A 25,965-nucleotide genomic window follows, 5' to 3' on the forward strand; every position below is an offset into this window, starting at 1 on the left:
CGTGCTTCCTAAGCTATACCACATCCACCCCAACCCCACCCATCACCCTCCGGGAATGAAGGCGCACGGGATGCCCTGCCAGCGGGTGTTGGCGGGCAGGGTCTCGCCCTTCATCAGCAGCGAGAGGCTTTTGAGGACGGCCCCGGGCCCAATCACGGAGTCGTAGAGTACCACCGACGAGGTGCCCACCGTGGCGTAGCGCCCAATGCGCAGGGTGGACATCTTCATCACGCGGTCCTCGAACAGGTGGGTTTGGATGGTGCAGCCGTTGTTGAGCACGGCGTGGTCGGCCACCCAGGCCAGGTCGAACTCGGTGATTTCCGTCGTGTCGAGGTACACCGAGTGGCCGATGCGGCTGCCCATGAGCTGGAAGAACGAGGTGGCAAACGGCGTGCCCAGCAGCGGGGCCACCCAGTACAGGAACACGTAGCTCTCGCACAGGGAGTTAATCAGCTCGTCGCGCCACACGTAGCTCGACCACAGCGGCTTCTCCGCCGGCCGGTAGCGGCCGATGAGGGCCCACTTGAGGGCGGCCGTGAGCAGCGAAAACCCCAGGATGGTGCCGAACAGCACCGCCGTGCCCAGCAACGCGCTGATCCAGAACGGGTAGCCGTTGCGCAGGTGCCAGGAGCAGTAGTGGTACACCACGGCGAACGTGGCCGAGACGAACGCAAATGGCAGCGTGATTTTGAAGAACTCCATCGCGCCCCGCGCCCAGACCAGCCGCGTGGGCGGGTCGAAGGTCAGCCCAGCGTCGAACGACTGCGACACTGGCCGGTTGGGCAGCAGGAACGCGGGCGAGCCCACCCACGAGGTGTTGGCTGGGGCCCCGGCGGGCGGGGCCGTTGACAGGGCCCCCACCAGCTGGCCGGGGCCCAGCACGGTTCCCCCGGCCAGCACGGCGCTGTTGCCGATGAAGGTGCGGGCCCCCACCACGGTGGCCGCCACCGCCACCACGCCCCGCTGCACGCGCGGGGCCCCCACGCTCACCGAATCGGCCAGGAAGGCCCCGGCTTCCACCGTGAGGTGGTCGGCCGAGATGTGGTTGAGAGTAGATATTTCGGCCCGGCGGCCTACCCGGGCCCCCAGCAGCCGCAGCCACAGCGGCGCGTAGATGGTGGCGTACAGGGGCTTGAGGACGCTCAGGCTCTGGGCCAGCACGGCATCGGCCAGCCAGTGGCGCACGTAGGCCGGGCTGTAGAGCGGCAGGGTGCCCGCCCGCTGCCGGCCCGCCACAAAGCGCTTGGTGCCGGCCAGCAGGGCCCCCAGCACCAGCACGTAGCCCGCCGAGAGCGGCACCAGCGTGAGAAAAGCCGGCACCAACCCCCAGCGCTCCACGGCGTCGTAAAAAAACCGGAACACCGGCAGCGAGGCCGCCGTGGGCAGCAGCAGGGTCAGGGCAATGGCCAGGGTCTGGATGGCCATATACCCGGCCCCGGCCCGCACCGGCGCGGCCGGCTGGCCGTCCAGCCCGCGCACGCGCTGCGCGGGCGAGCCCTGCCAGGCCTCGCGGGCCGCGATGCGCTGGCCGGCGGCCACCACCGAGAGGTCGTCCAGCTCCGATTCGTCGCCCAGCGCGGTGTCGGTTTCGAGGATGGCGCGCAGGCCCACGTAGGCGTCGCGCCCCACCCGGATGGGCCCCAGGATGAGGCGGTCGCGCTCGACGCGGTAGCCCAGCAGGCCGGCCTCGCGGGCAATGCTGGCCCCGTCGGCGAGCGTGAGCAGGTCGAAGGTCATCAGGCGCGTCGAGCCGATGTACACGCCGTGGCCGATGCGGGCCCCCAGCAGGCGGTAGAACACGTTGAGGTAGGGCGTGGCCGAGAGCAGCTGCAACGGGGCCGCCTCCACCAGCTTTTTCACCAGCCAGAACCGGAAGTAGTAGAAGCCCCACAGCGGGTACTCGCCGGCCCGAAACTTGCCGATAACCAGCCACTTGAGGATGATGACCAGCCCGCAGGCCAGCGGCACGTAGGCCAGCACCGCCGCCGCCACCAGGGCCACGATGGCCGCGTCGGGCTGCCGCTCCAGCCAGGGCCGCACCAGGATGGAGCCGTTGAGGGTGAGCACCGGCACCAGGTAGAACAGGAACACCGACGCCGCCTGGAGCGCCGCCGTGCCCACGCGCACGGCGTGCGAGGCCAGTCGGGGCGGAGCCAGGGGCGCGGCGGCCGCCGCGGGGCCCGCCCCGGCCGCCGCCGCGTCCACGGCCTGGGCCAGGGCTTCCACGGTGCGGCGGGTGTACATCTCCTTCACCGAGAGGCCCACGAACTGGGGCTGCTGGCGCAGCTCGGAAATGATGAGCGAGGCCAGCAGCGAGTTGCCGCCCATCTCGAAAAAGTCGTCGGTGACGGACAGGTCGGCCGTGTCGAAGCGCTTCTGCCAGGCGGCGTAGATGGCGGCTTCGGTGGGCGTGCGGGGCAGGGCCAGCTCGCGGCTCGGGGAGGCGTCGCCGCTCGTCGGCACCGGGTAGGGCAGGGCCTTGCGGTCGACCTTGCCGCTGGTGAGCAGCGGGAACGTGGCCAGCGGCACCAGCGCGGCGGGCAGCATGTAGGGGGCCAGCCGCTCGCGCAGGTAGGCCCGCACGGCCTTGGTGTCGAGCAGCGGGTGGTCGGGGTCGAGGATGAGGTAGGCGATGAGCGACTGCACGCCGTCGCCGCTTTCCTTCAGGGCCACGGCGGCGTTGCGGACGCCGGGCCACTGCAACAGCAGCGACTCAATCTCGGCCAGCTCCACCCGGAAGCCCCGGATTTTCACCTGCGTGTCGATGCGGCCCAGAAAGTCGATGTTGCCGTCGGGCTCGAAGCGGGCCAAATCGCCGGTGCGGTACAGGCGGCCGCTGAAGCCGGTGGCCAGCCCGGCCACGGTGTTGAACTTGGCGGCCGTCAGCTCGGGGCGGTTGAGGTAGCCGGCGGCCAGCGCGGGGCCCCCGATGCACAGCTCGCCGGCCCCGCCCAGCGGCACGAGCTGCCCCAGCTGGTCGAGCAGCAGGGCCTCGTAGCCGGCAATGGGCCGGCCGATGGTGAGCTTCTGGCCGGGCACGAAGTCGGCGGCGGTGGCCACCACGGTGGCTTCGGTGGGCCCGTAGGTGTTCACGACGCGGCACTGGCGGGTGGCCCACTTGGCCAGCAGCTCGGGCGGGCACACCTCGCCGCCGAGGATGAGCAGGCGCAGGCTGGGCACGGCGGCGGCCAGCAGCGAGAGCAGCGTGGGCACCGTGGAAAACACCGTTACCTGGTTGTCCGACAGGAAAGCGGGCAGCGCGTCGGGGGCTTTCATGGTGTCTTCGGGCACGGGCACCAGGGCGGCCCCGGCGGCCCAGGCCAGCCACAGCTCCTCCAGCGAGGCATCGAAGGCCACCGAAAAACCCTGCACCACCCGGTCCTGCGGCGTGGCCTGGAACAGCACCTGCTCGGCCCGCACCAGGTGGCAGATGCTGCGGTGCGGGATGAGTACGCCCTTGGGCAGCCCCGTGGTGCCGGACGTGTAAATGATGTAGGCAATCGACTCGGGCCCGATGGCCACGGGGCCCAGCGGCGCGGGGGCCCCGGCCGGTGCGGCGGCCAGGTTCAGCACCTGGCCGGGCCAGGCGGCGAGGTAGGCGGGGGGCGCGTCGTTCACGAGCAGGGCCCGGGCCCCGCAGTCGTTGAGGATGAACGTGACCCGGTCGGCGGGGTACGACAGGTCCAGGGGCACGTAAGCGGCCCCGGCCTTGAGCACGGCCAGCATGCCGGCGTACAACTCCACCGATTTGTGCATGAGCAGGCCCACGAAGTCGCCGGCCTGCACGCCGGCCGCTTGCAGGCGGCCGGCCAGCGCGTCGGCCAGCGCGTTCAACTCGTGGTAAGGCACGGCGCGGCCCTCCCACAGCACGGCGGGGTGGTTGGGGTAGGTGCGGGCGGTGTCCTCGAAGAGGTGGTGCAGCTGCTGGGCCCCGCCCTTGCCCACGCGCTGCGGGCTGGCGGCGAACTGCCGCAGCTGGGCCACCTCCTCGGGGGCCAGGAAAAACACGTGGCCCACGGTGGCCCCGGGCCCGGTGGCCAGCTGCCCGAACACGCTCTGCACGTGGGCGGGCAAGTAGGGCTCGACGCGCAAGCCATCGGCGGCCTCGGTGCAGCTGAAGCTAATGGCCACGGCCTCGGGCGGCCCGAAGGCCAGCGTCACGCACCAGGTCTGGTCGGGGCTGCGGGCCTCGGGGGCGGGGAAGGAGATGCGGCCGCGCACGATGCCCGCGCCCAGCTCCTCGGCCACGCCGGCCAGGGCCAGGGCCAGCTGGGCGGCGGCCTCGGCCTCGGCTTCGGCCAGCGTGAGGCCGTCGTGCAGGCCCAGCGTGACGGTGGCGGCGGGGAAGGCCAGCGACTCGTTTTCGATGTGCAGCGTGGCCTGGAGCTGGGCGGGGGCCCGCTCGGCCTGGTGGCGGTAGTACACCACGGCGAAGGCGGCGAGGTAGCCGGCCAGCAGCCGCTCCTTTTGCTGGAAAAGCAGCTCGAATTCGGGGGCGTTGCTGGTCGGCTCGGCCGGCGGCAGCGGCGAAACCAGCGGTTCGTTGAGGTCAAGCATGGGGCACGGGGCCGGGGGTGGGCCGGGGCGGCCGGGCCCCGCGGCCGGAAGGGAAAGCGCGGTAAAGTACGCCGCCAGGCCCCGGCAGCGGAACCAAAGCTAACGTGCGTAAGGGTGGTTTTCTATGAAGCAGCCCGCCCGCCAGCGGGGCCGGCCGCGGGCCCGTTCCGTTGCAAGGATTGCGCCAAAGCCCCGGGGCGGGGCCGTTTCCTACGGCGGGCGCGGCGGCGGGTTGTGGGCCCGGCGCGGGCCCCGCGGCCCGGCCCGCCGACGAAAGCCGGGGCGCGGTCGGCACATTCGGCCTCCTGGTCGGGGCGGGGGCCGGGCGGGCGGGCGGGCGGGGTAGCTTTGGGCATTCGCCCAACAGTTGGTTGCTGGTTGCTAGTTGTCCGTTGCTAGTTATTGGGTGCTGTTACGCAGTAGGCAGTAGCGCGAACTTTGTAGTTCGCGCTACTGCCTACTGCGGCGCTTCAATGAAGGTACCGCGTAACAAGATTTATTAAATGCCCGCTTCTATTGTTAAAATAATTCTGAGCAGGTATTTAGTGCGCTGATTGATAGCGGACGCAACGGATTATCAGCTTAACTACCAACTATAGAGCAACTAACAACTAACAACTAACAACAACTCTCATGGCCGCTTTTTCCTCCCGCGGGGCCCTCACGCCGCTGATTCACGTGCTGGTGTGGGGGCTGTTCGGGCTCACGTTCCTGCTGTTTCACCCGCTCACGGGCCGCATCGCCATGCCGCCGCAGTTCTGGGTGAAGCAGGGCGTGATGCTGGCCGTGTGGGTGGGGGCCTTCTACCTCACGGCCCAGGTGAGCGTGCCGGGGCTGCTGCTGCGCGGGCACGCGGGCTGGTTTGCGGGGGCCCTGGCGGCCACGGCGGCCGCGCTGCTGCTCGTCAACTACGGCCTGGAGAAGCAGCTGCACCTGCGCGAGCTGATGGACCACGCCTTCCACGCCGCCATGCAGCCCGAGGGGCCCCCGCAGCCGGCCGCGGCCGAGCCCCTGGCCAGCCGCCTGGGCCCGCGCAACCCCTTCCGCTTCGACGCCATGGGGGCCCTCATCACGCTGCTCGTGCTGGGCATCAGCACCAGCGTGGCGGTGGTGCAGCGCTGGCAGCAGGAGGCCCAGGGCCGCGCCGCGCTCGAGCAGCAGCGCATCAGCTCGGAGCTGGCTTCGCTCAAGGCCCAAATCAACCCGCACTTCTTCTTTAATACGCTCAACAACATCTACGCCCTCACGCTGCTCGACGGCGAAGAGGCCCGCGCGGCCATCCACCGGCTCTCGCGCATGATGCGCTACGTGCTCTACGAAACCGCCGCCGGGCCCACGCTGCTCAGCCAGGAAGTAGCTTTCCTCCAGGACTACATCACCCTGATGCAGCTGCGCCTCACCGACAAGGTGCGCGTGGATTTTGACGTGCCCGCGCCGCTGCACGACGTGCCCCTGGCCCCCATGCTGCTGCTGCCCTTCGTCGAAAACGCCTTTAAGCACGGCGCGGCGGCCTCGCACACCAGCCGCATCGCCGTGGCCCTGCGCCAGCCCACGCCCCGGCAGCTGGTGCTGGAGGTGCGCAACACGCGCCTGCCCACGCCCACCACCGACCTCGCCGGCAGCAACGGCATCGGCATGGCCAACACCCGCCGCCGCCTCGAGCTCCTCTACCCCGGCCGCTACACCCTGCACGTAACCGAGCGCACCCCCGACGACGAATTCCTGGTGGTGCTGAGCTTGTCGATTGACAACGAGCAGGTAACGGTTAACAAGGAGCAATTGACGATGAGCAATGCGTAGGCGGGTTTTTCCTTTTGCACTTGCTGAGCTTGTTCCACCCTCCAAAAAAACGCCTCGAAAAGGCCGTCAGCCCGAACGCAGCCGAGGCATGACGGTCGGGGGGCCAGGGTTCACAACCCAGAATTCATAACTCATAATTCAGAACTCATAATTAAAAAAGATGTCCCTCGTCCTCAAGTGCATTGCCGTGGATGACGAGCCGCTGGCCTTGGGGCTGGTGTGCGCGTTCATCGAGAAAACGCCGTTTCTGGAGCTGGTGGGCCGCTACAACAGCGGCGTGGACGCCCTCAAGGGGCTGCACGCGCTGCCCCCAGGCGGGGTCGACGTGGCGTTTCTCGACATCCAGATGCAGGAGCTGAACGGCCTGGAGCTGGCCCGCGTGCTGGCGCAGGCCGGGGGCCCCCGGGTCGTGTTCACCACCGCCTTCAGCCAGTACGCCGTGGAGGGCTACCGCGTCGATGCCCTCGATTACCTAATGAAACCCTTCAACTACGAAGAGTTTTTGCGGGCCGCCGGCAAGGCCCGCGCCTACGCCGAGCGGGCCCAGGCCCTGGCCGCGCCGCACGCCCCGCCGGCCGAGGAAGATTGCATTTTTCTAAAGGTGGAGTACCAGCTCGTGCGCGTGCTGCTGAACGACATCCTGTACGTGGAAGGGCTGAAAGACTACGTGAAGGTGCACCTCAAAAGCGCCCCCCGGGCCCTGCTCTCGCTGATGAGCCTGCGGGCGATGGAGGAGAAGCTGCCCGCCCGGCGCTTCCTGCGCATTCACCGCTCGTTCATCGTGGCCCTGGACAAAATCGAGGCCGTACGCCGCCTCACCGTGCAGATTGGCGACGCCACGCTGCCCGTGGGCGACCAGTACAAGGAGGCGTTCGGGCAGTTTCTGAGCCGCTGGGTGTGAGGCCCGCCCCGGCCCCGGCGATGGAACCGCCCGGTTGGTCTGGAAAGCGCGGCCGCCGGGCGAAGCCGTGCGGGCCCCGGCCCGGCCCCGGCCACCTTTGCGGGGCGAACGGGCGCGCCGACACCTGTTCGCGTCGCCTTACCGCCTTGGCCATGAACCCCAACCCCGCTGCCCGGCCCCAACCGGCCGCCGACGATTTCCTGCACCTGGCTTACCGGCCCGACCTGCACCTGCTGGTGGGCCGCTGGCGGCGGCCGGTGTCGGGGGCCGAGCTGCGGCGCGGCTACCGCGCCCTGCTGGCCGCCGCCGAAGCCGCCGCCTGCCCCCGCTGGCTGGTGGACGTGCGCGGCCGCGGGCCCCTCGACGCGGACGCGGCCCGCTGGCTGCTGGGCGAGTTCCTGCCGCGGCTGCCCGCGTGCCTGCCGGGCCCCGTGTGCCTGGGCTATCTGGTATCGCCGCGCCAACGGGCCCCGGCGGGGCCGGTCGGGCCCGCGCCGGCGGGCACCCAAGTAGAATTTTTTGAAGATGAAGGGGCCCTGAACCACTGGCTGGCGCCGCGCCGCGCCGCGCCCGGCGGAGCCGCCTGATGCGGCGCAACGCGGCGAAAACCCGAAACTAGTTGCGGGGGCAAGCAACCATCGGATTGGTTTCAGGTATCTTTGCGGCATAAAACATAAATCTTGCTTACCCTATTTTTCTTTTCATGAAGAAGATTTTTTCAGTCGTTTTGCTCGCGCTGGCGACGTTGGGCCTCGGCTCTTGCAAAAAAAGTGATGACACCGCCGCGGTGACCGGCGTGTGGACCCGGCAGGCGTATTTCAGCGGCCTGGCGCGGAGCGGCGCGGTGGCTTTCACCATCAACGGCAAGGCCTACGCGGGCCTGGGCCAGAACGGCATCGACACCCTGGGCGCGTTCAAAGACTTCTACACCTTCAACCCGGCCGTGAACAGCTGGACGCCAGTGGCCCGCTTCCCCGGCAAGGGGCGCTACTTCGCCACCGCTTTTTCCGACAGCCAGTACGGCTACGTGGGCACGGGCTACGACGGGCTGAACTACCTGGCCGACTTCTGGCGCTACGACCCCGCCGCGAACAAATGGACCCGTATTGCCGACTTCCCCGCGGCGCGGTACGGGGCCGTGGCCTTCACCGCTAAAAACACCGGCTACGTGGGCACGGGCTACAACGGCAGCGCCCAGAACGACTTCTACCAGTACAACGCCACCGCCAACACCTGGACGTCGATTGGCTACCCTGGGGCCAAGCGCCAGGGTGCTTCGGCGTTCACCATCAACGACATCGGGTACGTGATGCTGGGCACCGCGAATGCTGCTTACCCGGTGGATGTGTATTCGTACGACCCCGCGGCCAACAAGTGGACGCAGCACCGCGACCTCATCCTGCATTCGGCCAGCTCGACCGACGGCCTCGACTACGACTACCACTTGGTGCCGCGTACCAACGCATCTACTTTCACGGTGGGCGCGATGGGCTACATTGCCCTGGGCAGCAACGGCGCGGTGGAAACCGATTGCTGGGCCTACGACCCCTCGGTGGATACCTGGACGGTGAAAACGGCGTTCACGGCGGCCACCACCTCGGGCGGCTCGGGCGGTGCGGCCCGCACCAACGGCATCGGCTTCGGCATCGGCAGCCTCGGCTACGTGGGCCTGGGCACCAACGGTACCACCCGCATCGACGATTTGTACCAGTTCGACCCCAATGCGGTTATTCAATAAGGCTGCCTGGTGGGGGGGCTGGTTCCGTCCCAGGACCGGCCTGCTGGGGCTGCTGGCCGCGGCGCTGCTGCTGGCGGCGTGCAGCAAAACCACCAGCAACCTGAACGACGACCTGCCCACGCCGGCCATCGTCAACCGGCTGGCCTTCTACACCGACACCGTGACCGTGCGCACCAGCACGGTGCTGCTCGACTCCGTCAACTCGTCGTCGAACTCGTACCTGCTCGTGGGGCGCTACGTGGACCCCCAGCTGGGCACCGTGCTGGCCCGGAGCTACGCCGAGCAGACCCTCGACGCGCCCCTGGTGCCCGACGCCACCCAGGTGTACGACTCGTTGGTGCTGGTGCTTACGCCCACCGCCGGGGCGTTTAATGCCATGACGGGCGCGGGTGCCTACAGCTACGGCGACACCACCCGCGTGCAGCAGGTGGAGGTGCACCAACTGACCAACGCGCTGCGCATTGACAAGCCCTACTACACCAAGGACGACGTGCCCTACGGTAGTACTGTGCTGGGGCAGCGCTCGTACCGGGCCACCCGCACCGCGAAAACCATCCGGGTGAAGCTGAGCAACGCGCTGGGCAACACCCTGTGGGCGGCCGGCCAGGCCGGCCTGATTACCGACCAGGACCAGTTCCACAACTACCTGCACGGGCTGGTGCTGACGCCGGGGGCCGCCAACGATGCCGCCGTCCTGCGCCTGACCGCCGCCCCGGCGCTCATGCTCTACCACCACGCGGCCAACGACCCGGCCACGCCGCTGGCGTATTCGTTCACGACGGGCTCGGCCAACCCGCGCTTCTTCCACCTCGAAGCCGACCGGTCGCGCACCGCCCTGGCGGCCCTGAAAACGCCGGGCCAGGTCCTCAGCAGCACGGCCACCGGCAACCGCAGCTTCGTGGAGGCCGGCCTGGGCATTTGCACCAAGCTCCAGTTTCCCTACCTGCGCTCCTTCAGCCAGTACGGCACCACGCTAGTGCTCAATTCGGCGCTGTTGCAGGTGTCGGTGCCCACCAGCACCGAAAACGCGTTGCTGCCGCTGCCCACGCTCACGCCCCAGCTCGTGGACCGGGCCAATCACCCTTCCACAACCGTGGCTGCTAACAGCGCCGCCGCCCGCGCCGTGAACACCCGCACTAACCTGGAGCAGTACACCTACACGGTGGATTTGCTGACCTACGTGCAAGGCATACTGGCCAATACCATCAGCTACGACAACGACGGCATCCTGCTGAACCCGGGCCTCTCGGCCGCGTCCCCGGGCACTATCAACCGCGCCGTGCTGGGCAGCATGGCCAGCCCCGACGCCCAGCTACAGCTCCGGGTTTACTACACCCGCGTGGTGCAGTAAGCGTTGCCGGCCATTGAAAAAGAGCCGCCGGTTCGCAGCAGTCGCTGCGGGCCGGCGGCTCTGGCGTTTGTCACCAGTCAATGCGCAGCCAGCCGCCGTAGAGACGCGACACTTCGCGTCTCAATCGCTGCCCGGTTGCGGTGCAGCCGCTGTTCGGTTGCGGCCTCAATCGCTGCCCGGTTGCGGCTCAGCACTCCTCGTTTAGCACTCATCGTTCAACGGCCGAGACGCGAAGTGTCGCGTCTCTACGGTGGCCGGCACTGCCCCGGTCGCTTTCTTCAGCCCGCTACGGGCAGCGTGAAGAGGAAGCAGCTGCCGGCTGGCGGCTGGCTTTCCACCCACAGCTGCCCGCCCTGCGCGGCGATGAACTCGCGCGAGATGCTGAGCCCCAGGCCCGAGCTGCCCGCGTGGCCGGGCCCCGGGGCCCCCGGTCCGCCCGCGAAGCGCTGGAAGATGCGCTTGTGGTGCGCGCGGGCGATGCCGGGGCCCTGGTCCGTCACGCTCAGCTGCACCATCTCGCCCCACGGCACCGCCCTGATGACGAGCGGGGCCCCGGCCGGCGAGTAGCGGATGGCGTTGGCCAGCAGGTTGGTGAGCACCCAGGAGGTTTTTTCCACGTCGCCGCGCACGGCGGGCAGGCCGGCGGGCAGCTGCACGTCGAGCCGCAGCTGCTTGTCTTCGAGCTGGGGCCGCACGATGCCCGTGGCGTAGGCCACCACGTCGGCCAGGGCCAGGGGCTGCACGTTCAGCTTGATGCCGGCCCCGGCGTCGAGGCGCGACACGTCGATGAGCTGGCCCACCATGCCCAGCAGGCGCTGCGTCTCGTCGCGGATGCCGGCCGCGATGCGCTGGCGCTCAGCCGTGTCGGTGCGCTCGTCCTGGAGCAAAAACAGGCTCAGGTTGATGCTGGCCAGCGGTGTTTTCAGCTCGTGCGACACCGTGGCCAGGAAGTCGGACTTGAGTTGGTCGAGCTTTTTGAAGTCCGACACGTTGCGCAGGCACAGCACGTGCCCGGCCAGCGCGGGCGGGCCCCCGTCGGCGGGCGGGGCCAGCACGTGGCCGATGGTGAGGCGGTAGTGCGGCTCGGGCACCTTGTGGGCGATGGTGAACACGGGGCCCTGCACCACGGCATCGGAGGGGTGGGGCACGGCCAGCGCGGCCAGCAAATCGGCCAGCAGCGGGTTGGTGCGGGCCAGCTCGGCGGCGGGGCGGCCGAGCAGCGTGGCGGCGGTTTCGCCCAGCAGGTTGCAGGCCGCCGGGTTGGCCAGCACCAGGTAGCCGTGCTGGTCGAGCAGCAGCAGGCCCTCGTCGAGGCTCCGCACGAGGCTGTCCATGCGGTTGCGCTGCACGAGCAGCTCGGCCAGCGTGGCCCGGCGCTCGTCCTGGGCCTGGCCCAGCACCCGGTTCACGGCGGCGGCCACGGTGCCCACCTCGTCGTTTTTGCGCACCGCCACCCGCGTGGCCGGCCCGGGGCCCGCTACTTGCTCCATGTCGGCCCGCAGGCGGTGCAGGGGTCGTACCACGGCCCGGGGCAGGCGCACCACCAGCGCCACGCCCAGCGCCAGGCCCGCCGCCACAAAGGCCACCACCGTGCGCCGCGCCGCGTCAAAATCGGCCTGCTCGATGCCGTGGGCCCCCTTTTCTAAATAGGCAATGGTGGCGAAGGCGTAGCCGCCCAGCCCCAGCAGCAGCAGCAGCAGCAGCCCCACGCCAAGACGGATTTTGAGTTTGAGGGACACGGAGTTTTTGAGTTATAAGCATTCACTGACTGCGAAGCCATTCAGAAAGTCGTCAGAACGTCATGTCGAGCGCAGCCGAGACATCTCGCCCGCTCACTAATCATGGATTACTGCCGCCCGCGAGATGTCTCGGCTGCGCTCGACATGACGTTCAGTTTTGAGTTCTCAGACAACTTAAACAGCTTCTGCCTCACTGTTTTGGTAGCGGTTAACCCATAACTAATTTTCAAGGCCATACTCCTGCAATTTGCGGTACAGCGTGGTTAGCCCAATTCCGAGGCGCTTGGCCACGTCGGGCTTGTCGCCGGCCCGCTCGCGCATGAGGCGGCCGATGTGCTGGGCTTCGAGGGCCCGGAGGCTCTCGCCGCCGGCCGCCGGGGCCCCCCGCCCGGCGTGGAACTCGTCGGGCAGGTAGTCGGCGGCCAGGGGCTGGCCGGCGGGGGCCAGGATGGCGGCGCGCTCCAACACGTTCTTCAGCTCGCGCACGTTGCCGGGCCAGGCGTAGGCTTGCAGCAGGCGCAGGGCCTCGGGCTCGAAGCCGGGCAGGCGCTTGGCGAGGCGGGCGGCGAAGTGCTGCAAGAAGTACGCGGCCAGCAAGGGCACGTCGGCGGTGCGGGCGCTGAGCGGCGGCACGGTGATGGTGAACACCGAGAGCCGGTAGTACAAATCGAGCCGGAACCGCCCTTCGGCCGCTTCCTGCTTGAGGTTGCGGTTGGTGGCGGCCACTAGGCGCACGTTCACCTGGGTGGGCTTGGTGTCGCCGAGCTTGGTGAACTGCTGCAGCTCCAGCACCCGCAGGAACTTGGCCTGCACGTTCAGCTCCAGCTCGCCAATCTCGTCCAGAAACAAGGTGCCGCCGTTGGCCGCTTCCAGCAGGCCTTTTTTGTCGCCCAGGGCCCCGGTGAAGGCCCCTTTCTTGTAGCCAAACAGCTCCGACTCGAGCAAGTCGCGCGGGAAGGCGCTGCAATTGACGGCCACGAAGGCCTTCTGCCGCCGCCCGCTGGCCTCGTGCAGGGCCTGGGCAAACAGCTCCTTGCCCGCGCCGGTGGGGCCCTCCAGCAGCACGGTGCTGTCGGTGGGCGCTACCTGGCGGGCGAGGTCCTGGGCCCGGCGCAGGGCGGGCGAAGTGCCAATCATGGCGTCGAAATCGGCCCGCTGGCCCACGCGGCGCTCCAGGGCCGAGAGGCGCTGGCGCAGGCGGGCCTTGTCGGCGGCCCGCTCCACCACCACCACCAGCTGCTGCTCAAAATCGCCCTTGGTGAGGTAGTCGAACGCGCCCTGCTTCATGGCCCGCACGCCGTCGGCGATGGTGCCGAAGGCGGTGAGCAGCACCACCTCGGCGTCGGGCGCGGCGGCCCGGAAGCGGGGCAGCAGGTCCACGCCGTGGCCGTCGGGCAGCTTCACGTCGGAGAGGACGACGAGCACCTCGGCCGCGTGGTCGCGCAGCAGCTCGAAGCCGCGGGCCGCGTCGGGGGCCTGGAGCACGGTGTAGCCTTCCAGCTCCAGCACCCGCGCCAGCAGCTGCCGCAAGCGGGCCTCGTCGTCGATGATTAGGAGCGTACCGGTAGGCATTTTGTGCTGGTTGACTTACGCTGTAATTATTTCAAAATGTCTGCAATGCCTTGGCCTGGAACTGGCTGCCAGTGAGAACCATCAAATTCCTGATGACTTAGTTTGAGTGCAGTAAAATCTAATTCCATTTTTCCACAGGGGTGTTTCGCTAGCCAATGACGCGCAACGTCAACATTAGAAGGAAAGACGCTGGTTACAAAGATGCCACTAACACGCGTCTTGGTTAGACCCGACTCCGAATAGAATACTCCATTCTTGGCACGTTCCCTTTGAAAATGAAGGCTACCAGGATTGCTCGGCCATGAATCAGTTAGAGAACCTAGAAGAGCACTTTCTACTCCAGTATCAGTGATACCGAGGCGGCTAAATACATTGATACATATCAAGTAAGGCTTATCCAGTTCACCATAGCGGGATGCCTTCTTATGTACTGCGCTTTTTATTAATTCTTCTTCAGGGTACCCCCAGCCACCTCCTCCTGGTAATCCGCCGATAGTTGGTGTTGATTCTTTTTGGCTGTGTTTTGCTGATTTTGGGAAAAGTCTTACAACTAGTTTAACATCGGCCCTGTCAACTACGAGTGGCATCACACGACTCCAATCTGATAACTCGATGTCTGCTGCAACGATTTTTGCAATGTAATCAGGTAATTGTCTCTCAAGATACTTAATTATCTTTTCGCTACTGGGTTGCTGAGTGCTCTTGATTTGTAGTTTCTCGATAATGAGCCAATAATTAGGAATAGTAAGCTTTGATAAAGTATCGTAAATAGCATTAACCTGCTTATTGATGGCTGCTTCATTAGTAGATATATCCGTTGCTTCTTTCGCTTCAATATAAAAACTTAGGTCGCCTTTTTCAGCGAGAAAATCAGGTGCTTTATTAGTTCCTTGTATTTGAGGATGAGGAGTAAGTGTAAACCCTTGTTTTGTAAATAGTTGATAAATAAATAGCTCAAAGAATGCAGGTGAAAAGGTCTTTCTAAATCTGGTTTTGAGTTCACCCTTTTCACCTTGAGGGTAATCGATGAACCACTCATTGATGATGTTTCTAACTTTAGTAAACTCCGGTTTCGCACTTCTATCATAAAAGTTAAATAGGTCATCTAGATGATTGGCAAAATTGAAATCTATACGCTCCTTGTCTTCAAAAATTTTGTCAGCTTCCATAGATTGATTGGTAATAGTTTATAGGCGTTTAGAGCAAATGTCTGCAAGAAGAAATACTGATTCTAATTCCCGCGAATCTTCTGCTTGATGTGCCCGACGAACTGGGCGAATTCGGGTTCGGCTTCCACGTTGGGGTGCCAAGCTAGGCCCATTTCGGCTAGGTTGTGCTGGTGGCGGAGGCCAGTGGTAACCCTAGGCAGCAATTGACCGATGGCGACGTTGCGTTTGTAGTTCCGCGGCCAGCCCCGCAAACCCAAAATCCAAGCATCGCCAAGCGCCCGCCGCAACCGCCGTTGCCGCTGACACTTGACGAAACCTGTTTTAACCTGGCGAAACGTTGCGCTTAGTTGCCCAGCACGATTTCCACGCGGCGGTTCTGGGCGCGGCCGGCCTCGGTGGCGTTGGAGGCCACCGGCTCGGCGGCCCCGTGGGCGTACACCTGCACGCGGCCCTGGGGGAAGGCGCTGGCGCTTTTGGTGGCCAGCCACTGCGCCACGGCCTGGGCCCGGGTTTCGGAGAGCTGCTGGTTGGCCTGGGGCTGGCCGGTGTTGTCGGTGTAACCGTGCACGGCCACTTTGAGGCGGCCGGCCACCACGAGGTCGTCGAAGAGCTGGCTCAGCTCGCGCTGGGCGGCGGGGGTGAAGGTGCTCTGGCCGGTGTTGAACTCGATGTTCCAGGCGCGTTTGCTCACGCTGCGGCGGATTTCGTCGCCGGCGGTAAACTGCGGGGCCTCGGCCGGGGCCAGGGGCTTGCCCTTGTACCGGGCTTGCAGCTTGCGCAGCAGCGTCAGGTCCAGCATTTCATCCAACGGCACGTAGCTGGGCATTTCCTTGGGGTAGAGGCGCTTCTGCACGTCGCCGAAGGTTTTGTACACTGCCGCGTAGATGTTGGTGCCGCCCTCGTTGAGGCCGAACAGGTTCAGGTTGTCGCTGAAGTTGAAGGCCTTGCTGCCGCCCAGCTCCACCACGTCGCCGGTGCGGTCGGCCTCGCTCACGCCCTTGTAGTACTTCAGCCAGTAGGCCCCCGGCTTGTCCTGGTCGCCGTACACCTGGGCCGAGATGTCGGCGGCGCGGGCCAGGGCCTCGGGGTAGCTTTTCACCTGGTCGCCGGCCGTGGCGAAGGCCGTCATCAGGCCCTGCACTTCGGGCTGGTGCGCGTCGTACCAGCGCTTGGTGGTCACCATGATGTTGGGCATTTGGTTGGAGTAGTCTTTGGTGGAGACGATGCTCACTAGGCCGCCTTTTTGCTTGGCGATGTTCACGTCGCCGGGCGTCCAGGTGGCCACGGCGTCGGCGGCCACGTCCACTTTCACGCCGGTGTTTTTGCCGTTCACCACCTTGGTCCGGCTCTCGGGCTTGCCGAGGATGTACTTCTCGGCGGCCGCCAGGAAGTCGCTGGCGGCCATGAAGTTCACGGCCTGCGGGTCGTAGGTGGTTTCGTCGGGGTTCACCTTGAGGCCGTTGTCGGAGCACCACTTCAGGGCGATGTTCTGGTCGCCGTCGCGCAGGTAGCAGGCAATGGTTTTGCCGAGCGCCGCCTTGGGGTTGTCGAGCCAGGCCTTGGGGCCCATCAGCTTGTCTTCGCCGAAGGATTTGCCCACCGAGTAGGGGATGAGCTGCAGGCTGGTGCCGGCCTTTTGCAGCTGGGCCTGCACGGCCGAGAAGGCCGGCAGCCCGTCGCCCATGATGCTCACCACCAAGCCCGGGGTGGCGGGGTTGCTTTGCAGGTCGAGGGCGTTTTTCACCAGGTCGGCCTGCATCTTGCTCGTGTCGTCCTGGCGCACAATCTGCACATCCAGGCCGTTGGCGGCCACGCTGGAGCCCATCGTGGAGCGGGGCCCGCCATTGGCCAGCATCCCGGCCATCTGGGCGTTCCAGGCCATCACTTCCCAGACCACGGGGGTGCCCTTGTCGGCCGGGGCCGTGCCGGGCAGCGGGGCCAGCGGGGCCACGACGGTCACGCCGTTGCCACCCGTGGCCGCCGGCAGCTCGATGGAGCTGAGCAGCACCGACGGCGTTTCGGCCTTTTTAAACACGGCCCCGCTGCCAATCAGCTTGTTGATGCCAAAATACAGGAGTGCCACCAGGAGCACGCCCACCAGAAATTTACCGCGCGTTGTCATTGACGTAAAGAATGTAGGGTGAAGAGGAAAGCGCGGCAGCCGGCTTTTTCGCCGCAGGCCCGCCGGGCGCTATTTGATGAGAAGCCGTGGGCCGGGCCACCGGGCCCCCCGCGGGGGCGGGGCCGTCCAGCAGCAGCCCCGCCAGCAGCAGGCCGCAGCCGCCGCTAATCAAGCAGGCTAGAATAGGCATCATTGGAGGCGTTTTTAGCGGTGAGGGCGGGGGTGGCGGCGGTCGGATTTTCGTTGGTCAGCAGGGCGTTGAAGTCGCCTTTCTGGTATTTCTCCAGCAGGCGCTGGCCCTTTTCACTCATCACGCCGTTCTGGATGTCCATCTCCTTGACGAACTCCTGCGAGTAGCGCATGGCCTGCTTGATTTGGCCCAATTGCTGGGCCATGTCCTGGGCCACGCGGTCGGTGGCCAAATCGAAGAAGTACTTCTTGTCGGGGTCGCCGCGCAGGATGTTCATCGCCGCCCGCATGCCCGAGCTGGTGCGCTTCACCAGCGCGTACTCGTCCTTCAAAAGATTAACCTTGAACTTACTAGAGTCAATCTGACGCAGGGCGGCCTTGAGAATCTGGCGCATCACCAGGCTCACGTTGGCCGTGGTGGCGGCCATCGGTTGCAGGCGCTGGCTGTAGTCCTGGAGCTGGGCGGCGCGCGAGGCGTAAGACTCGGCGGCGTCCTTCTCACCCTGCCGGGTGGCGGAGTCGGCCAGGGCCAGGTATTCCTGGGTTTGGGCGGCGTTGGCGGCCAGCTTGCGCTGCACCAGCTCGCGGGCCCCCTCGATGTGGCCCACTTCCTCGTCCATCTTACGGGCTTCCTTCTCGGTGTTCGAGATGTAGTCCTCCATGATGCCGATGGGGTCGGTGTTGACGAACAGCCCCGCCGCGGTGCGCAGAATCCGCTGCCCGGCGTACCAGAGCCCGGCCTGGATGCGCTTGTTGGTGGCCAGCAAAAACACCACGAACAGGGCCCCCAGGCCGATGCCCAGCTTCACGGTGTCGAACACCATGTCGACGAGGAAGGGCACGATTTGGCCCCAGAAATAGACGGCCGTCCCGGCCAGGCCGGCCAGCACGAGCCAGCCGGCGGTTTTTTCGGGCTGCTGCCACTTGGGCAGGTCCGCGGTTGATTCGGGGGAGAGCAGGGTCTTCATGGTAGTGGGTGCAGGTTGGTGACTGCTACCCATTGCCAATCCAGATGCCGGGCGGGATTAGAATCTGAAGTAATTATTCAAATGATTGAAAAACAGATGAATAATTAGCTGGATGATTTGCTAGCCAATTATTAGCAGAGCGGATTTTTTCAAAATGAAAACCGTGATTTTTCATTACAATAATTGGCGGTGGTCCAAAACGGGGTGGTCCGGCGAATTTTTCGGTCGTCGGGCCACGCTGACAGTGCCCCGAAGCCGCTGTTCAACCGTCGGAGTGGCCCGACGAAACCCTTCGGGCAATTCGCCGGACCACCCGGTTTTAGACCACCGCCCAATAATTAATTGGCCCCGACGAAAAGCCCCAATGGGCAGTTGCTTTGAGGCCCCGGCCCGTACTTTTCGGGAAATACCGCCTCACATGCCCGACCCCGCCGAGTGGAGCGAGCTGGAAGTGGCCCTGGTGCAGGGCCGCTCGCGCCTCGTGGCCAGCAAAAGCCTCCAGCCGCTCAAAATCCTCAACCCCCGCGCCGGCGGGACCGGCTGCCACGCGGTGCTCTCCAGCTACGGCGGCGGCCTGGTAGCCGGCGACCGGCTCCGGCTGAACGTGCGCTGCCAGCCCGGGGCCCGGCTCTTCCTCAGCACCCAGGCCAACACCAAGGTGTTCAAGTCCATCGACGGGCGCGTAGCCGAGCAGCACGTGAGCGGGCACCTGGCCGCCGGGGCCCTGGCCGCCGTGCTGCCCGACCCGGTGGTGCCCCAGGCCGGCAGCCGCTACCGCCAGCGCCAGCACTGGGACCTGGCCCCCGAGGCCCTGCTGCTGCTGGCCGACTGGTGGGCCGCCGGCCGCACCGAGCTGGGCGAACGGTTTGCCTTCCAGGAATTTGCCTCCGAAACGCGCATCAGCGTAGCCAGCCAGCCCCTGGTGCTCGACCGTTTCGCCTTCGACCCCGCCGAGCACATCGCCACCGCCCCGGCCAACTTCGACCGCTACGAATCAATGCTAACGGTGTACCTCGTGGGGGCTCCCGGCGACCCCCGCTTCGCCGCGCTGGCCGGGGCTCTGCACGCCCTCAAAATGCCGGTTGCCGGCAACCCGCACTTCCGCCTGGCCGGCCGCGCCTGCGTGGTGGCCGTGGCCCAGGCCCGGCCCGGCGTGCTGCTGCTGCGGGCCCTGGCCGCCAGCCGGGCCGATGTAGAGTTTATCTATCAGCACCTGCTGGGGGTGCTGGCGGGGGCGGCGTTTTTTGGGGCAGATATGCTGGCGCGGAAGTATTGACGGCGCAGCGGCCGGCGCGGGGGGAACCTCACGCTACCTCCGCTCCGGGCTTACCGCCGCCAGGGCCCGCGCCTTGGCCGCGTGGATGTGGCCGATAATTTCCTCTAATCCAAACCCGTCCAGGGCCCTGGCAAATAAAAACGGCCCCTCGCCGCGCATGCGTTTGGAGTCGCGCTCCATCACGCCGAGGTCGGCGCGGATGAGGTCTTTGAGGTCGATTTTATTAATTATTAATAAATCGGACTGGGTGATGCCGGGGCCCCCTTTGCGCGGAATTTTGTCGCCGCCCGATACGTCGATGACGTAGATGGAATAATCGACTAATTCGCGGCTGAAGTGGGCGGCCAGGTTATCGCCGCCGCTTTCCACGAACAGGAAATCCAGGGCTGGGAATTTGGCCATCAGGCCCTCCAGCGCGTCCATGTTCACCGAAATGTCCTCGCGGATGGCGGCGTGGGGGCAGCCGCCGGTTTCGACGCCCACGATGCGCTCGGCCGTGAGAGCGCTGTGGCGGATGAGAAACTCGGCGTCTTCGCGGGTGAAAATGTCGTTCGTGACCACGCCCAATTCGAATTCGCTGCGCAGCCGTTCGCACAGCGCCTTGAGCAGCGCCGTTTTGCCCGTACCTACGGGGCCCCCAATGCCCACCGTGAAGGCCCGCTTGCGGAAGTCGCGGTAGCTGGGCAGCCGCCGCGTCTCGCGCGCTTGGAAGTCGCCGGGCGAGTCGTAGGCTTCGTGGCTGTGGCCGTGGAGCAGCAGGGCGAGTTTATCAACGAAAGCCATTTGTTGAGTTATAAATTATGAGTTATGAATTATGAGTTGGCGGGGTGGGCCCGGGCTGCCGGCTTTTCGCCGGCTGCCCGGTAATCGTTGAACGGTAGTTATTACCTGTTAATAATTAGGGCCCCGGGCAGCAAGTTCGCCCAACGATTAGCGGGCAGCCGGCGAAAAAGCCGGCAGCCCGCAACGGGCACAAATTAATTCTGGAAAAGCCGGGAATAAATATCTTCGTGCAGCACCTGCACGGTGTCGAGCATGAAGGCGGAGCGGGTGGCCCGGGTGTAGTCGCGCCCGGCGTGGGCGGCCAGCAAATGCTCGAATACCGCGTAGAAATCGTGTTGCAGGCGGTGGCCTTCCATGGGGCCCAGAAAGCCCAGGCGCACGGCGGCGCTGAGCTGGTCGCGCAGGGCCATGTGCAGGAATACGGCTTGCAAATCGGCTTGCGCGAAGCCGGCCCGACGCAGCGTGAGGGCGAAGCTGAGGGTGAAATGCAACGGCAGATTTTGGGCCCCGAACCAATTAATTAATTCTTCCAACTTGGCTTCGGGGTAAAACGTGGCTAATAGTTTCAACCAGTTTTTGCCCTGCACGATGCTGGCTCGGTGCAGCGTGGGCACCAGTAGCAGGGCGTCGTAGTCGGCGGCCATGTCGCGCATCTCGGCGGTGCCTTCGGGTAGGGCGAAGCAGGAATTAATAAAGGGGATTTCCAGGCTGGCTACTTGCTGCAAATAGGCGTAGAGGTAGTTGCGAAGCTTAAACGGCGTATCAATCAGCCCGAACGTGAGGCTGCTTTCCAGGCCGTAGGAATAGGCGAACGAGCCGGTGGGCAAGGCCGAATCGACGAGGTGCAACAGGCGGACAAATTGGGACATTTGGGGTTGTAGTTCAACGAAGCGCCTCACCCCCCGGCCCCCTCTCCGAAAAGGAGAGGGGGTGCGTTCAAGAAGCAGTTGATAGGAGGCAGTTGATTGGTGACCGTCAGCGTATCGTTCGTCTCCCCCTCTCCAACGGAGAGGGGGCCGGGGGGTGAGGCGTGCTCCAGGCCGATAAGCAGCCTCCTTAGAACAGATTATACAGTTGCGCCAGCGGCAGCGTCTCCGCCGGCTCGCAGGTCAAGTGCACGCCGTCCACCGTCACGCGGTAGGTTTCGGGATCTACTTCGATGTTGGGCAGGTAGTCGTTCAGGGCCATGTCTTTCTTGCCGATGTTGCGGCAGTTTTTCACGGCTACTACTTGCTTGGTGAGGCCGTAGGTGGCCTGCACGTGCGCCACCGACGCTTTCGATACAAAGACCATCGACGTGGGGCCCACCGCCGCGCCGTAGGAGCCGAACATGGGGCGCGAAAACGAGGGCTGCGGCGTGGGGATGGAGGCGTTGGCGTCGCCCATCTGCGACTGCACGATGACGCCGCCCTTGATAATCATTTCGGCCCGCGAGCCGAAAAAGGCCGGTTTCCAGAGCACCAGGTCGGCCCATTTGCCTACTTCTACGGAGCCGATTTCGTCGGCGAAGCCGTGGGCGCGGGCGGGGTTGATGGTGTACTTGGCCACGTAGCGGCGGGCGCGGAAGTTGTCGTGGCGGCCGGGGGCGTCTTCGGGCAGGGGGCCCCGCTGCTGGCGCATCTTGTGGGCCGTTTGCCAGGTGCGGGTGATGACCTCGCCCACCCGGCCCATGGCCTGCGAGTCGCTGCTGATGATGCTCAGGGCCCCCAGGTCGTGCAGAATGTCTTCGGCGGCGATGGTTTCGCCGCGGATGCGGCTCTCGGCGAAGGCCACGTCTTCGGGGATGTTGCGGTCGAGGTGGTGGCACACCATGAGCATGTCGAGGTGCTCATCTAACGTGTTGACCGTGAAGGGCCGCGTGGGGTTGGTAGAGGAGGGCAGCACGTTGGGCTCGCCGCAGATTTTGATGATGTCGGGGGCGTGGCCGCCCCCCGCGCCCTCGGTGTGGTAGGCGTGGATGGTGCGGCCCTTGAAGGCGGCCGTGGAGTTTTCCACGAAGCCGCTCTCGTTCAGCGTGTCGGTGTGGATGCACACCTGCACGTCGTACTCGTCGGCAATGGCCAGGCACTGGTTGATGGCGGCGGGCGTGGTGCCCCAGTCCTCGTGCAGCTTGAAGCCCAGGGCCCCCGCCTCGGCTTGCTCGCGCAGGCCCTCGGGCTTGGAGGTGTTGCCCTTGCCCAGGAAGCCGAAGTTGAGCGGGTAGGCCTCGGTGGCCTTCAGCATCATTTCGAGGTAGAACGCGCCCGGCGTGCAGGTGGTGGCCGTGGTGCCGGCCGCGGGCCCCGTGCCGCCGCCCACCATGGTGGTGATGCCGGCGGCCAGCGCCTCGGGTATCTGCTGGGGGCTGATGAAGTGGATGTGGCAGTCGATGGCCCCGGCGGTGAGAATCAGGCCCTCGCCGGCAATTACCTCGGTGGTCACGCCCACGGTCATGCCCGCCGTCACGCCGGGCATGATGTGCGGGTTGCCGGCCTTGCCGATGCCCGCGATGCGCCCGGCCTTCACCCCCACGTCGGCCTTGTAGATGCCGGTGTAGTCGAGCACCAGCGCGTTGGTAATGAGCAGGTCCAGGGCCCCGGCCTGCGGGATGCCGGCGGCCTGGCCCATGCCGTCGCGCAGCACCTTGCCGCCGCCAAACTTGCATTCCTCGCCGTACTGGCAGTAATCTTTTTCGACCTCAATCAGCAGGTCGGTGTCGCCGAGCCGCACTCGGTCGCCCGTGGTGGGGCCGTACATTTCAGCGTAAGCGCGGCGGGAGAGGGGGAGGGACATGGGAAGTTGTCTAAAGTCTAGAATTCAGATTCTCCTTCAAAAAACTTTGGCTGCTTAAGCACGAACTTGGTATTGATAATATTTTGTAATTGAACTAGAAATTCTTGAGTATCTAAAAAGTAAGCAGGATAAGCTTTCTTAAGGAGTTCAATAGAGTCCGATGAAACCAAAACTACTTGTTTTCTATTTTCAGGCGTAATTGTCGCTTCTTCCTTTGTGTAATCATCCGAGGCAGAATCCATAGCAAATTTTGAATAGGTTTTAATTGTAACTTGAGCGTCTGCAATATCAAGTATAACCAAGTGAATCGAACCTTGTCGCTTGTCAGTAGTAACATTTTTAATTACCTGACTAAATGCTTTCAGTTTATTTATTACATCTAAGCGTTTTGCCTCTGTTTTCACTTTTTTGAAAATATCCTCTTTAGAATCACCTGAAAAAACAGCTAGACCATTAGTTTTTTCAACATATGAAAAGGCGTGACTGACAAGAGCAAAGAAGTCAAGCCATTCCTGCGGCCCTTGGCTTGATTTCAAAGAATGGTCTAGAAAAGTGCCAACTGTTTCGACAGCTGTTGCCCAAGCATGTTGCAGCTTTGTTCTTACTTGAAGTTCTAACATCAACCCATTGTAATTTGAATTAACTGGGTTTTGATATTCATATACCATATGGTAACACCGATAGCCAGAATCTTTTGGATTACTTATGTAATCTTTCTCATTCTTCAGCCTGTGTGGGAATCCAGGATGCTTATATTTTTCTATTAAAGCATATACTTCATCAATATTAGGGAGGACTACACGCATCCCACCGATATCCTGCATTCTAGACAACTTCATTTGAGGGTAACGGTCCAACTTGTCTAGAATAGATGGAGTTCTTTTAAGGCGTTGTGAAATAATCGCATCGAACTTTAAGATGCGAAGCTTTTTTCTCAGAGTAGCTTGAAATGTATTAATTGGGTAAGCATGACAAGACCTGTGATTATTAAGAATAGCAGTTGCCTCAGTATCAGTAAACTTTTTCGAATTATTTATCAATACTTGCCCTGCCTCGTCTAACTGACGTTTTGAAAATTGCGGAATACGGTCCTTTAATGCCATTACAATTATCTTATTAAGTTTAAAAATATTACTTCACTTTCTCCAGCGCCTGCTGCTTCTTTCCAGCATCATCCAGCGGGCCATCAATCCAGCCGTTGCCGCCGTGCACGATTCGCTCGCCGGCGAGGGCTACCAGCGTGACGCGCTTGCGTTCGCCGGGCTCGAAAGCCCTAAAATGCAAAGTCCATCTCGGCCAGCCCGCGCCCCACGGCGCGCACGCCTTCCAGAATCCGCCGCGTCTGGGTGGGGCTGGGTTTCTTATTGCCGGAAACGTACTGGCTGATTAGGCTTTGCGTCATGCCCAGGCGCTTGGCGAGTGCTGCGGCGTTGATGACTTTGTAGGCATCGAAAAACGATTTCAAATCATAGGTGATTTTCACGTCCCCGGTGCCCACGGTGCGGCCCGTGTCGCTCAGGGCCAGGTTCAGCACCTCCACCATGTTGGCTTTTAGCTCCTCAAAGTTGGTTCCCACCGTGTAGGCCCCTTCGCCTTCGTTGTAGGCGCTGTACCCGGTGGCGGTACGCTCGACTATCATTTCGTGCTTTTTCATGATACGTTTCGGCGTAAGCGTGGCGGGGAAAGGATATGGAAGATATTTAAATAATGAGCAACTGAACTAACTTTATATAATTCAGAAAACCATAATCTATTCATTCTGATTATATGGACGTTGATAAACTCTTCTAGCGATTATGAAACTTCCATCTGGGTCTTCAGGAAGAAATTTAATCAAAATTGAATCCCCTTTATTAGGAAGTATTTTAGTGTCAGGACCATAATTTGTGTAGGTCTTCCCATTATACTTGTAACTAAAAGTTATGTTATCTGAACCGTGGCTATATTCCTTATCAATTACAAGAGCTTTGCAATAAACTCCGTTAGTTATAATTGTGCTAGCTATTTTATGGTCCTGTATTTGTTGATATATTACTATAACAATAGCTGAAATAATTATAATGATAATAAAAAATCTTTGTGTCATAAGAATTTATTTTTTAAATTAAATATTGCATTTGCATTCGTTTGCTTGAAAATATTGACCAAAATATTCTTTATACTAGGTAAGTAGACCGTTACCTCAGTTTCCCCAGCGCCGCTTCCTTCTTCCCTTCCTCGTCCAGCTGCCCGTCAATCCAGCCGTTGCCGCCGTGCACGATTCGCTCGCCGGCGAGGGCTACCAGCGTGACGCACTTGCGTTCGCCGGGCTCGAAGCGGACGGCCGTGCCGGCTGGGATGTTGAGGCGGAAGCCGTAGGCGGCGGCGCGGTCGAAGCGCAGGGCGGCGTTGGTTTCGAAGAAGGGGTAGTGCGAGCCGACTTGCACCGGCCGGTCGCCCATGTTTATCACTTCGATGGCCACCGTGGGGCGGTTTTCGTTGAGGATGATGTCGCCGTCGGCCAGCAGGTATTCGCCGGGCTGGGCATGGCTGCGCGCATCGGGGGCCCCCACGGCGGCGGGTGTGCGCGCCAGGCCCGAGCCGTAGAGGGCCAGGGCCGGGTCGCCGTGGTCGCGGCAGATGGGGTGGTGCACGGTCACGAGCTTGGTGCCGTCGGGGAAGGTGCCCTCGATTTGCACTTCGGCCACGAGGTCGGCCACGCCGGGCAGCACGTCGGCCAGGCCCAGCAGCTGCTTGCCCTTGTCCATGAGCACGGCCACCCGCTCGCCGTCGCGGATGAATTCGAGCAGCTGGGTGGCGATGAGGGCCACGGCTTCGGGGTAGTTGAGGCGCAGGCCGCGGGCGTAGCGCTTCTGGGCCACGAAGCCCGCCTGGTGCAGCACCAGCTTGTCGAGGTCTTTGGGGGCGAGGTGCATTTGGGTTAATTGTTTAATTGTTGGGCGTTGAATTGTTGGCGCTGGGGTTGGTGGGGTTCCATGTCTCCAGGCCGTCATGCTGAGCGGAACGAAGCGGAGCCGAAGCATCTCTA

General features: G+C 63.7%; 20 protein-coding genes. 6 read left to right on the top strand and 14 right to left on the bottom strand.

Annotated features, from left to right (window positions below; all coding sequences use genetic code 11):
• Positions 1-42 precede the first annotated feature (42 nt).
• Positions 43-4,557, bottom strand: coding sequence for a Pls/PosA family non-ribosomal peptide synthetase (locus tag HNP98_RS16435; protein WP_173811259.1), 4,515 nt, complete (start codon positions 4,555-4,557; stop codon positions 43-45).
• A gap of 633 nt (positions 4,558-5,190) precedes the next feature.
• On the opposite strand from HNP98_RS16435, the gene HNP98_RS16440 reads away from it, so the two are divergent.
• From HNP98_RS16440 to HNP98_RS16460, 5 genes are all read left to right on the top strand, one after another.
• Positions 5,191-6,357 (top strand): sensor histidine kinase, encoded by a 1,167-nt coding sequence (locus HNP98_RS16440; RefSeq protein ID WP_173811260.1) that lies wholly within the window; start codon positions 5,191-5,193, stop codon positions 6,355-6,357.
• Positions 6,358-6,517: 160 nt separating this feature from the next.
• Entirely contained in the window at positions 6,518-7,258 is a 741-nt protein-coding gene (locus HNP98_RS16445; RefSeq protein WP_173811261.1) for a LytR/AlgR family response regulator transcription factor, read from the top strand.
• Positions 7,259-7,410: 152 nt separating this feature from the next.
• Complete coding sequence (locus HNP98_RS16450) at positions 7,411-7,845, top strand: hypothetical protein (RefSeq protein ID WP_173811262.1); 435 nt, start codon at positions 7,411-7,413, stop codon at positions 7,843-7,845.
• 116 nt (positions 7,846-7,961) lie between these two features.
• The gene (locus tag HNP98_RS16455) at positions 7,962-8,996 is read left to right on the top strand and encodes a Kelch repeat-containing protein (protein ID WP_173811263.1); all 1,035 of its coding nucleotides are present in this window, start codon (positions 7,962-7,964) and stop codon (positions 8,994-8,996) included.
• Positions 8,980-10,347, top strand: coding sequence for a DUF4270 family protein (locus tag HNP98_RS16460; RefSeq protein WP_173811264.1), 1,368 nt, complete (start codon positions 8,980-8,982; stop codon positions 10,345-10,347). Before HNP98_RS16455 ends, HNP98_RS16460 begins: the two co-directional genes overlap by 17 nt.
• Positions 10,348-10,625: 278 nt before the next feature.
• Here HNP98_RS16460 and HNP98_RS16465 read toward each other — a convergent pair whose 3' ends face one another.
• The 5 genes from HNP98_RS16465 to HNP98_RS16485 form a co-directional block, all read right to left on the bottom strand.
• Entirely contained in the window at positions 10,626-12,086 is a 1,461-nt protein-coding gene (locus HNP98_RS16465; RefSeq protein WP_173811265.1) for a sensor histidine kinase, read from the bottom strand.
• Positions 12,087-12,305: 219 nt separating this feature from the next.
• Positions 12,306-13,658, bottom strand: a complete 1,353-nt coding sequence (locus HNP98_RS16470) for a sigma-54-dependent transcriptional regulator (RefSeq protein ID WP_173811266.1) — start codon at positions 13,656-13,658, stop codon at positions 12,306-12,308.
• A gap of 26 nt (positions 13,659-13,684) precedes the next feature.
• On the bottom strand, positions 13,685-14,827 hold the full coding sequence (locus HNP98_RS16475; protein WP_173811267.1) for a hypothetical protein: 1,143 nt from the start codon (positions 14,825-14,827) through the stop codon (positions 13,685-13,687).
• Between the two features lie 343 nt (positions 14,828-15,170).
• Positions 15,171-16,949: an OmpA family protein gene (locus HNP98_RS16480; RefSeq protein ID WP_173811268.1), complete on the bottom strand. Its 1,779-nt coding sequence runs from the start codon at positions 16,947-16,949 to the stop codon at positions 15,171-15,173.
• Between the two features lie 164 nt (positions 16,950-17,113).
• The gene (locus HNP98_RS16485) at positions 17,114-18,106 is read right to left on the bottom strand and encodes a PspA/IM30 family protein (RefSeq protein WP_173811269.1); all 993 of its coding nucleotides are present in this window, start codon (positions 18,104-18,106) and stop codon (positions 17,114-17,116) included.
• Positions 18,107-18,524: 418 nt separating this feature from the next.
• Here HNP98_RS16485 and HNP98_RS16490 point away from each other — a divergent pair, with 418 nt between their 5' ends.
• On the top strand, positions 18,525-19,382 hold the full coding sequence (locus HNP98_RS16490; protein WP_173811270.1) for an urease accessory protein UreD: 858 nt from the start codon (positions 18,525-18,527) through the stop codon (positions 19,380-19,382).
• Between the two features lie 33 nt (positions 19,383-19,415).
• Here the strand turns inward: HNP98_RS16490 and ureG are convergent, their stop codons facing one another.
• The 8 genes from ureG to HNP98_RS16530 all read right to left on the bottom strand — a co-directional run bounded on the left by ureG (position 19,416) and on the right by HNP98_RS16530 (position 25,852).
• On the bottom strand, positions 19,416-20,165 hold the full coding sequence (ureG, locus tag HNP98_RS16495) for an urease accessory protein UreG (RefSeq protein ID WP_173811271.1): 750 nt from the start codon (positions 20,163-20,165) through the stop codon (positions 19,416-19,418).
• A gap of 194 nt (positions 20,166-20,359) precedes the next feature.
• The gene (locus HNP98_RS16500) at positions 20,360-21,034 is read right to left on the bottom strand and encodes an urease accessory protein UreF (RefSeq protein ID WP_173811272.1); all 675 of its coding nucleotides are present in this window, start codon (positions 21,032-21,034) and stop codon (positions 20,360-20,362) included.
• Between the two features lie 187 nt (positions 21,035-21,221).
• Positions 21,222-22,937 (bottom strand): urease subunit alpha, encoded by a 1,716-nt coding sequence (ureC, locus tag HNP98_RS16505; RefSeq protein ID WP_173811273.1) that lies wholly within the window; start codon positions 22,935-22,937, stop codon positions 21,222-21,224.
• 17 nt (positions 22,938-22,954) lie between these two features.
• Positions 22,955-24,040, bottom strand: coding sequence for a RelA/SpoT domain-containing protein (locus HNP98_RS16510; protein WP_173811274.1), 1,086 nt, complete (start codon positions 24,038-24,040; stop codon positions 22,955-22,957).
• Positions 24,041-24,068: 28 nt separating this feature from the next.
• The gene (locus HNP98_RS16515; protein WP_217425807.1) at positions 24,069-24,221 is read right to left on the bottom strand and encodes an urease subunit beta; all 153 of its coding nucleotides are present in this window, start codon (positions 24,219-24,221) and stop codon (positions 24,069-24,071) included.
• Positions 24,211-24,591, bottom strand: coding sequence for a helix-turn-helix domain-containing protein (locus HNP98_RS16520; RefSeq protein ID WP_173811275.1), 381 nt, complete (start codon positions 24,589-24,591; stop codon positions 24,211-24,213). Before HNP98_RS16520 ends, HNP98_RS16515 begins: the two co-directional genes overlap by 11 nt.
• 96 nt (positions 24,592-24,687) lie before the next feature.
• On the bottom strand, positions 24,688-25,023 hold the full coding sequence (locus HNP98_RS16525; protein ID WP_173811276.1) for a hypothetical protein: 336 nt from the start codon (positions 25,021-25,023) through the stop codon (positions 24,688-24,690).
• A gap of 91 nt (positions 25,024-25,114) precedes the next feature.
• The gene (locus tag HNP98_RS16530; RefSeq protein WP_173811277.1) at positions 25,115-25,852 is read right to left on the bottom strand and encodes an urease subunit beta; all 738 of its coding nucleotides are present in this window, start codon (positions 25,850-25,852) and stop codon (positions 25,115-25,117) included.
• Between the last annotated feature and the right edge of the window lie 113 nt (positions 25,853-25,965).

The sequence above is a fragment of the Hymenobacter caeli genome (genome assembly GCF_013294115.1).
In the GTDB taxonomy this organism is placed as follows: Bacteria; Bacteroidota; Bacteroidia; order Cytophagales; family Hymenobacteraceae; genus Hymenobacter; species Hymenobacter caeli.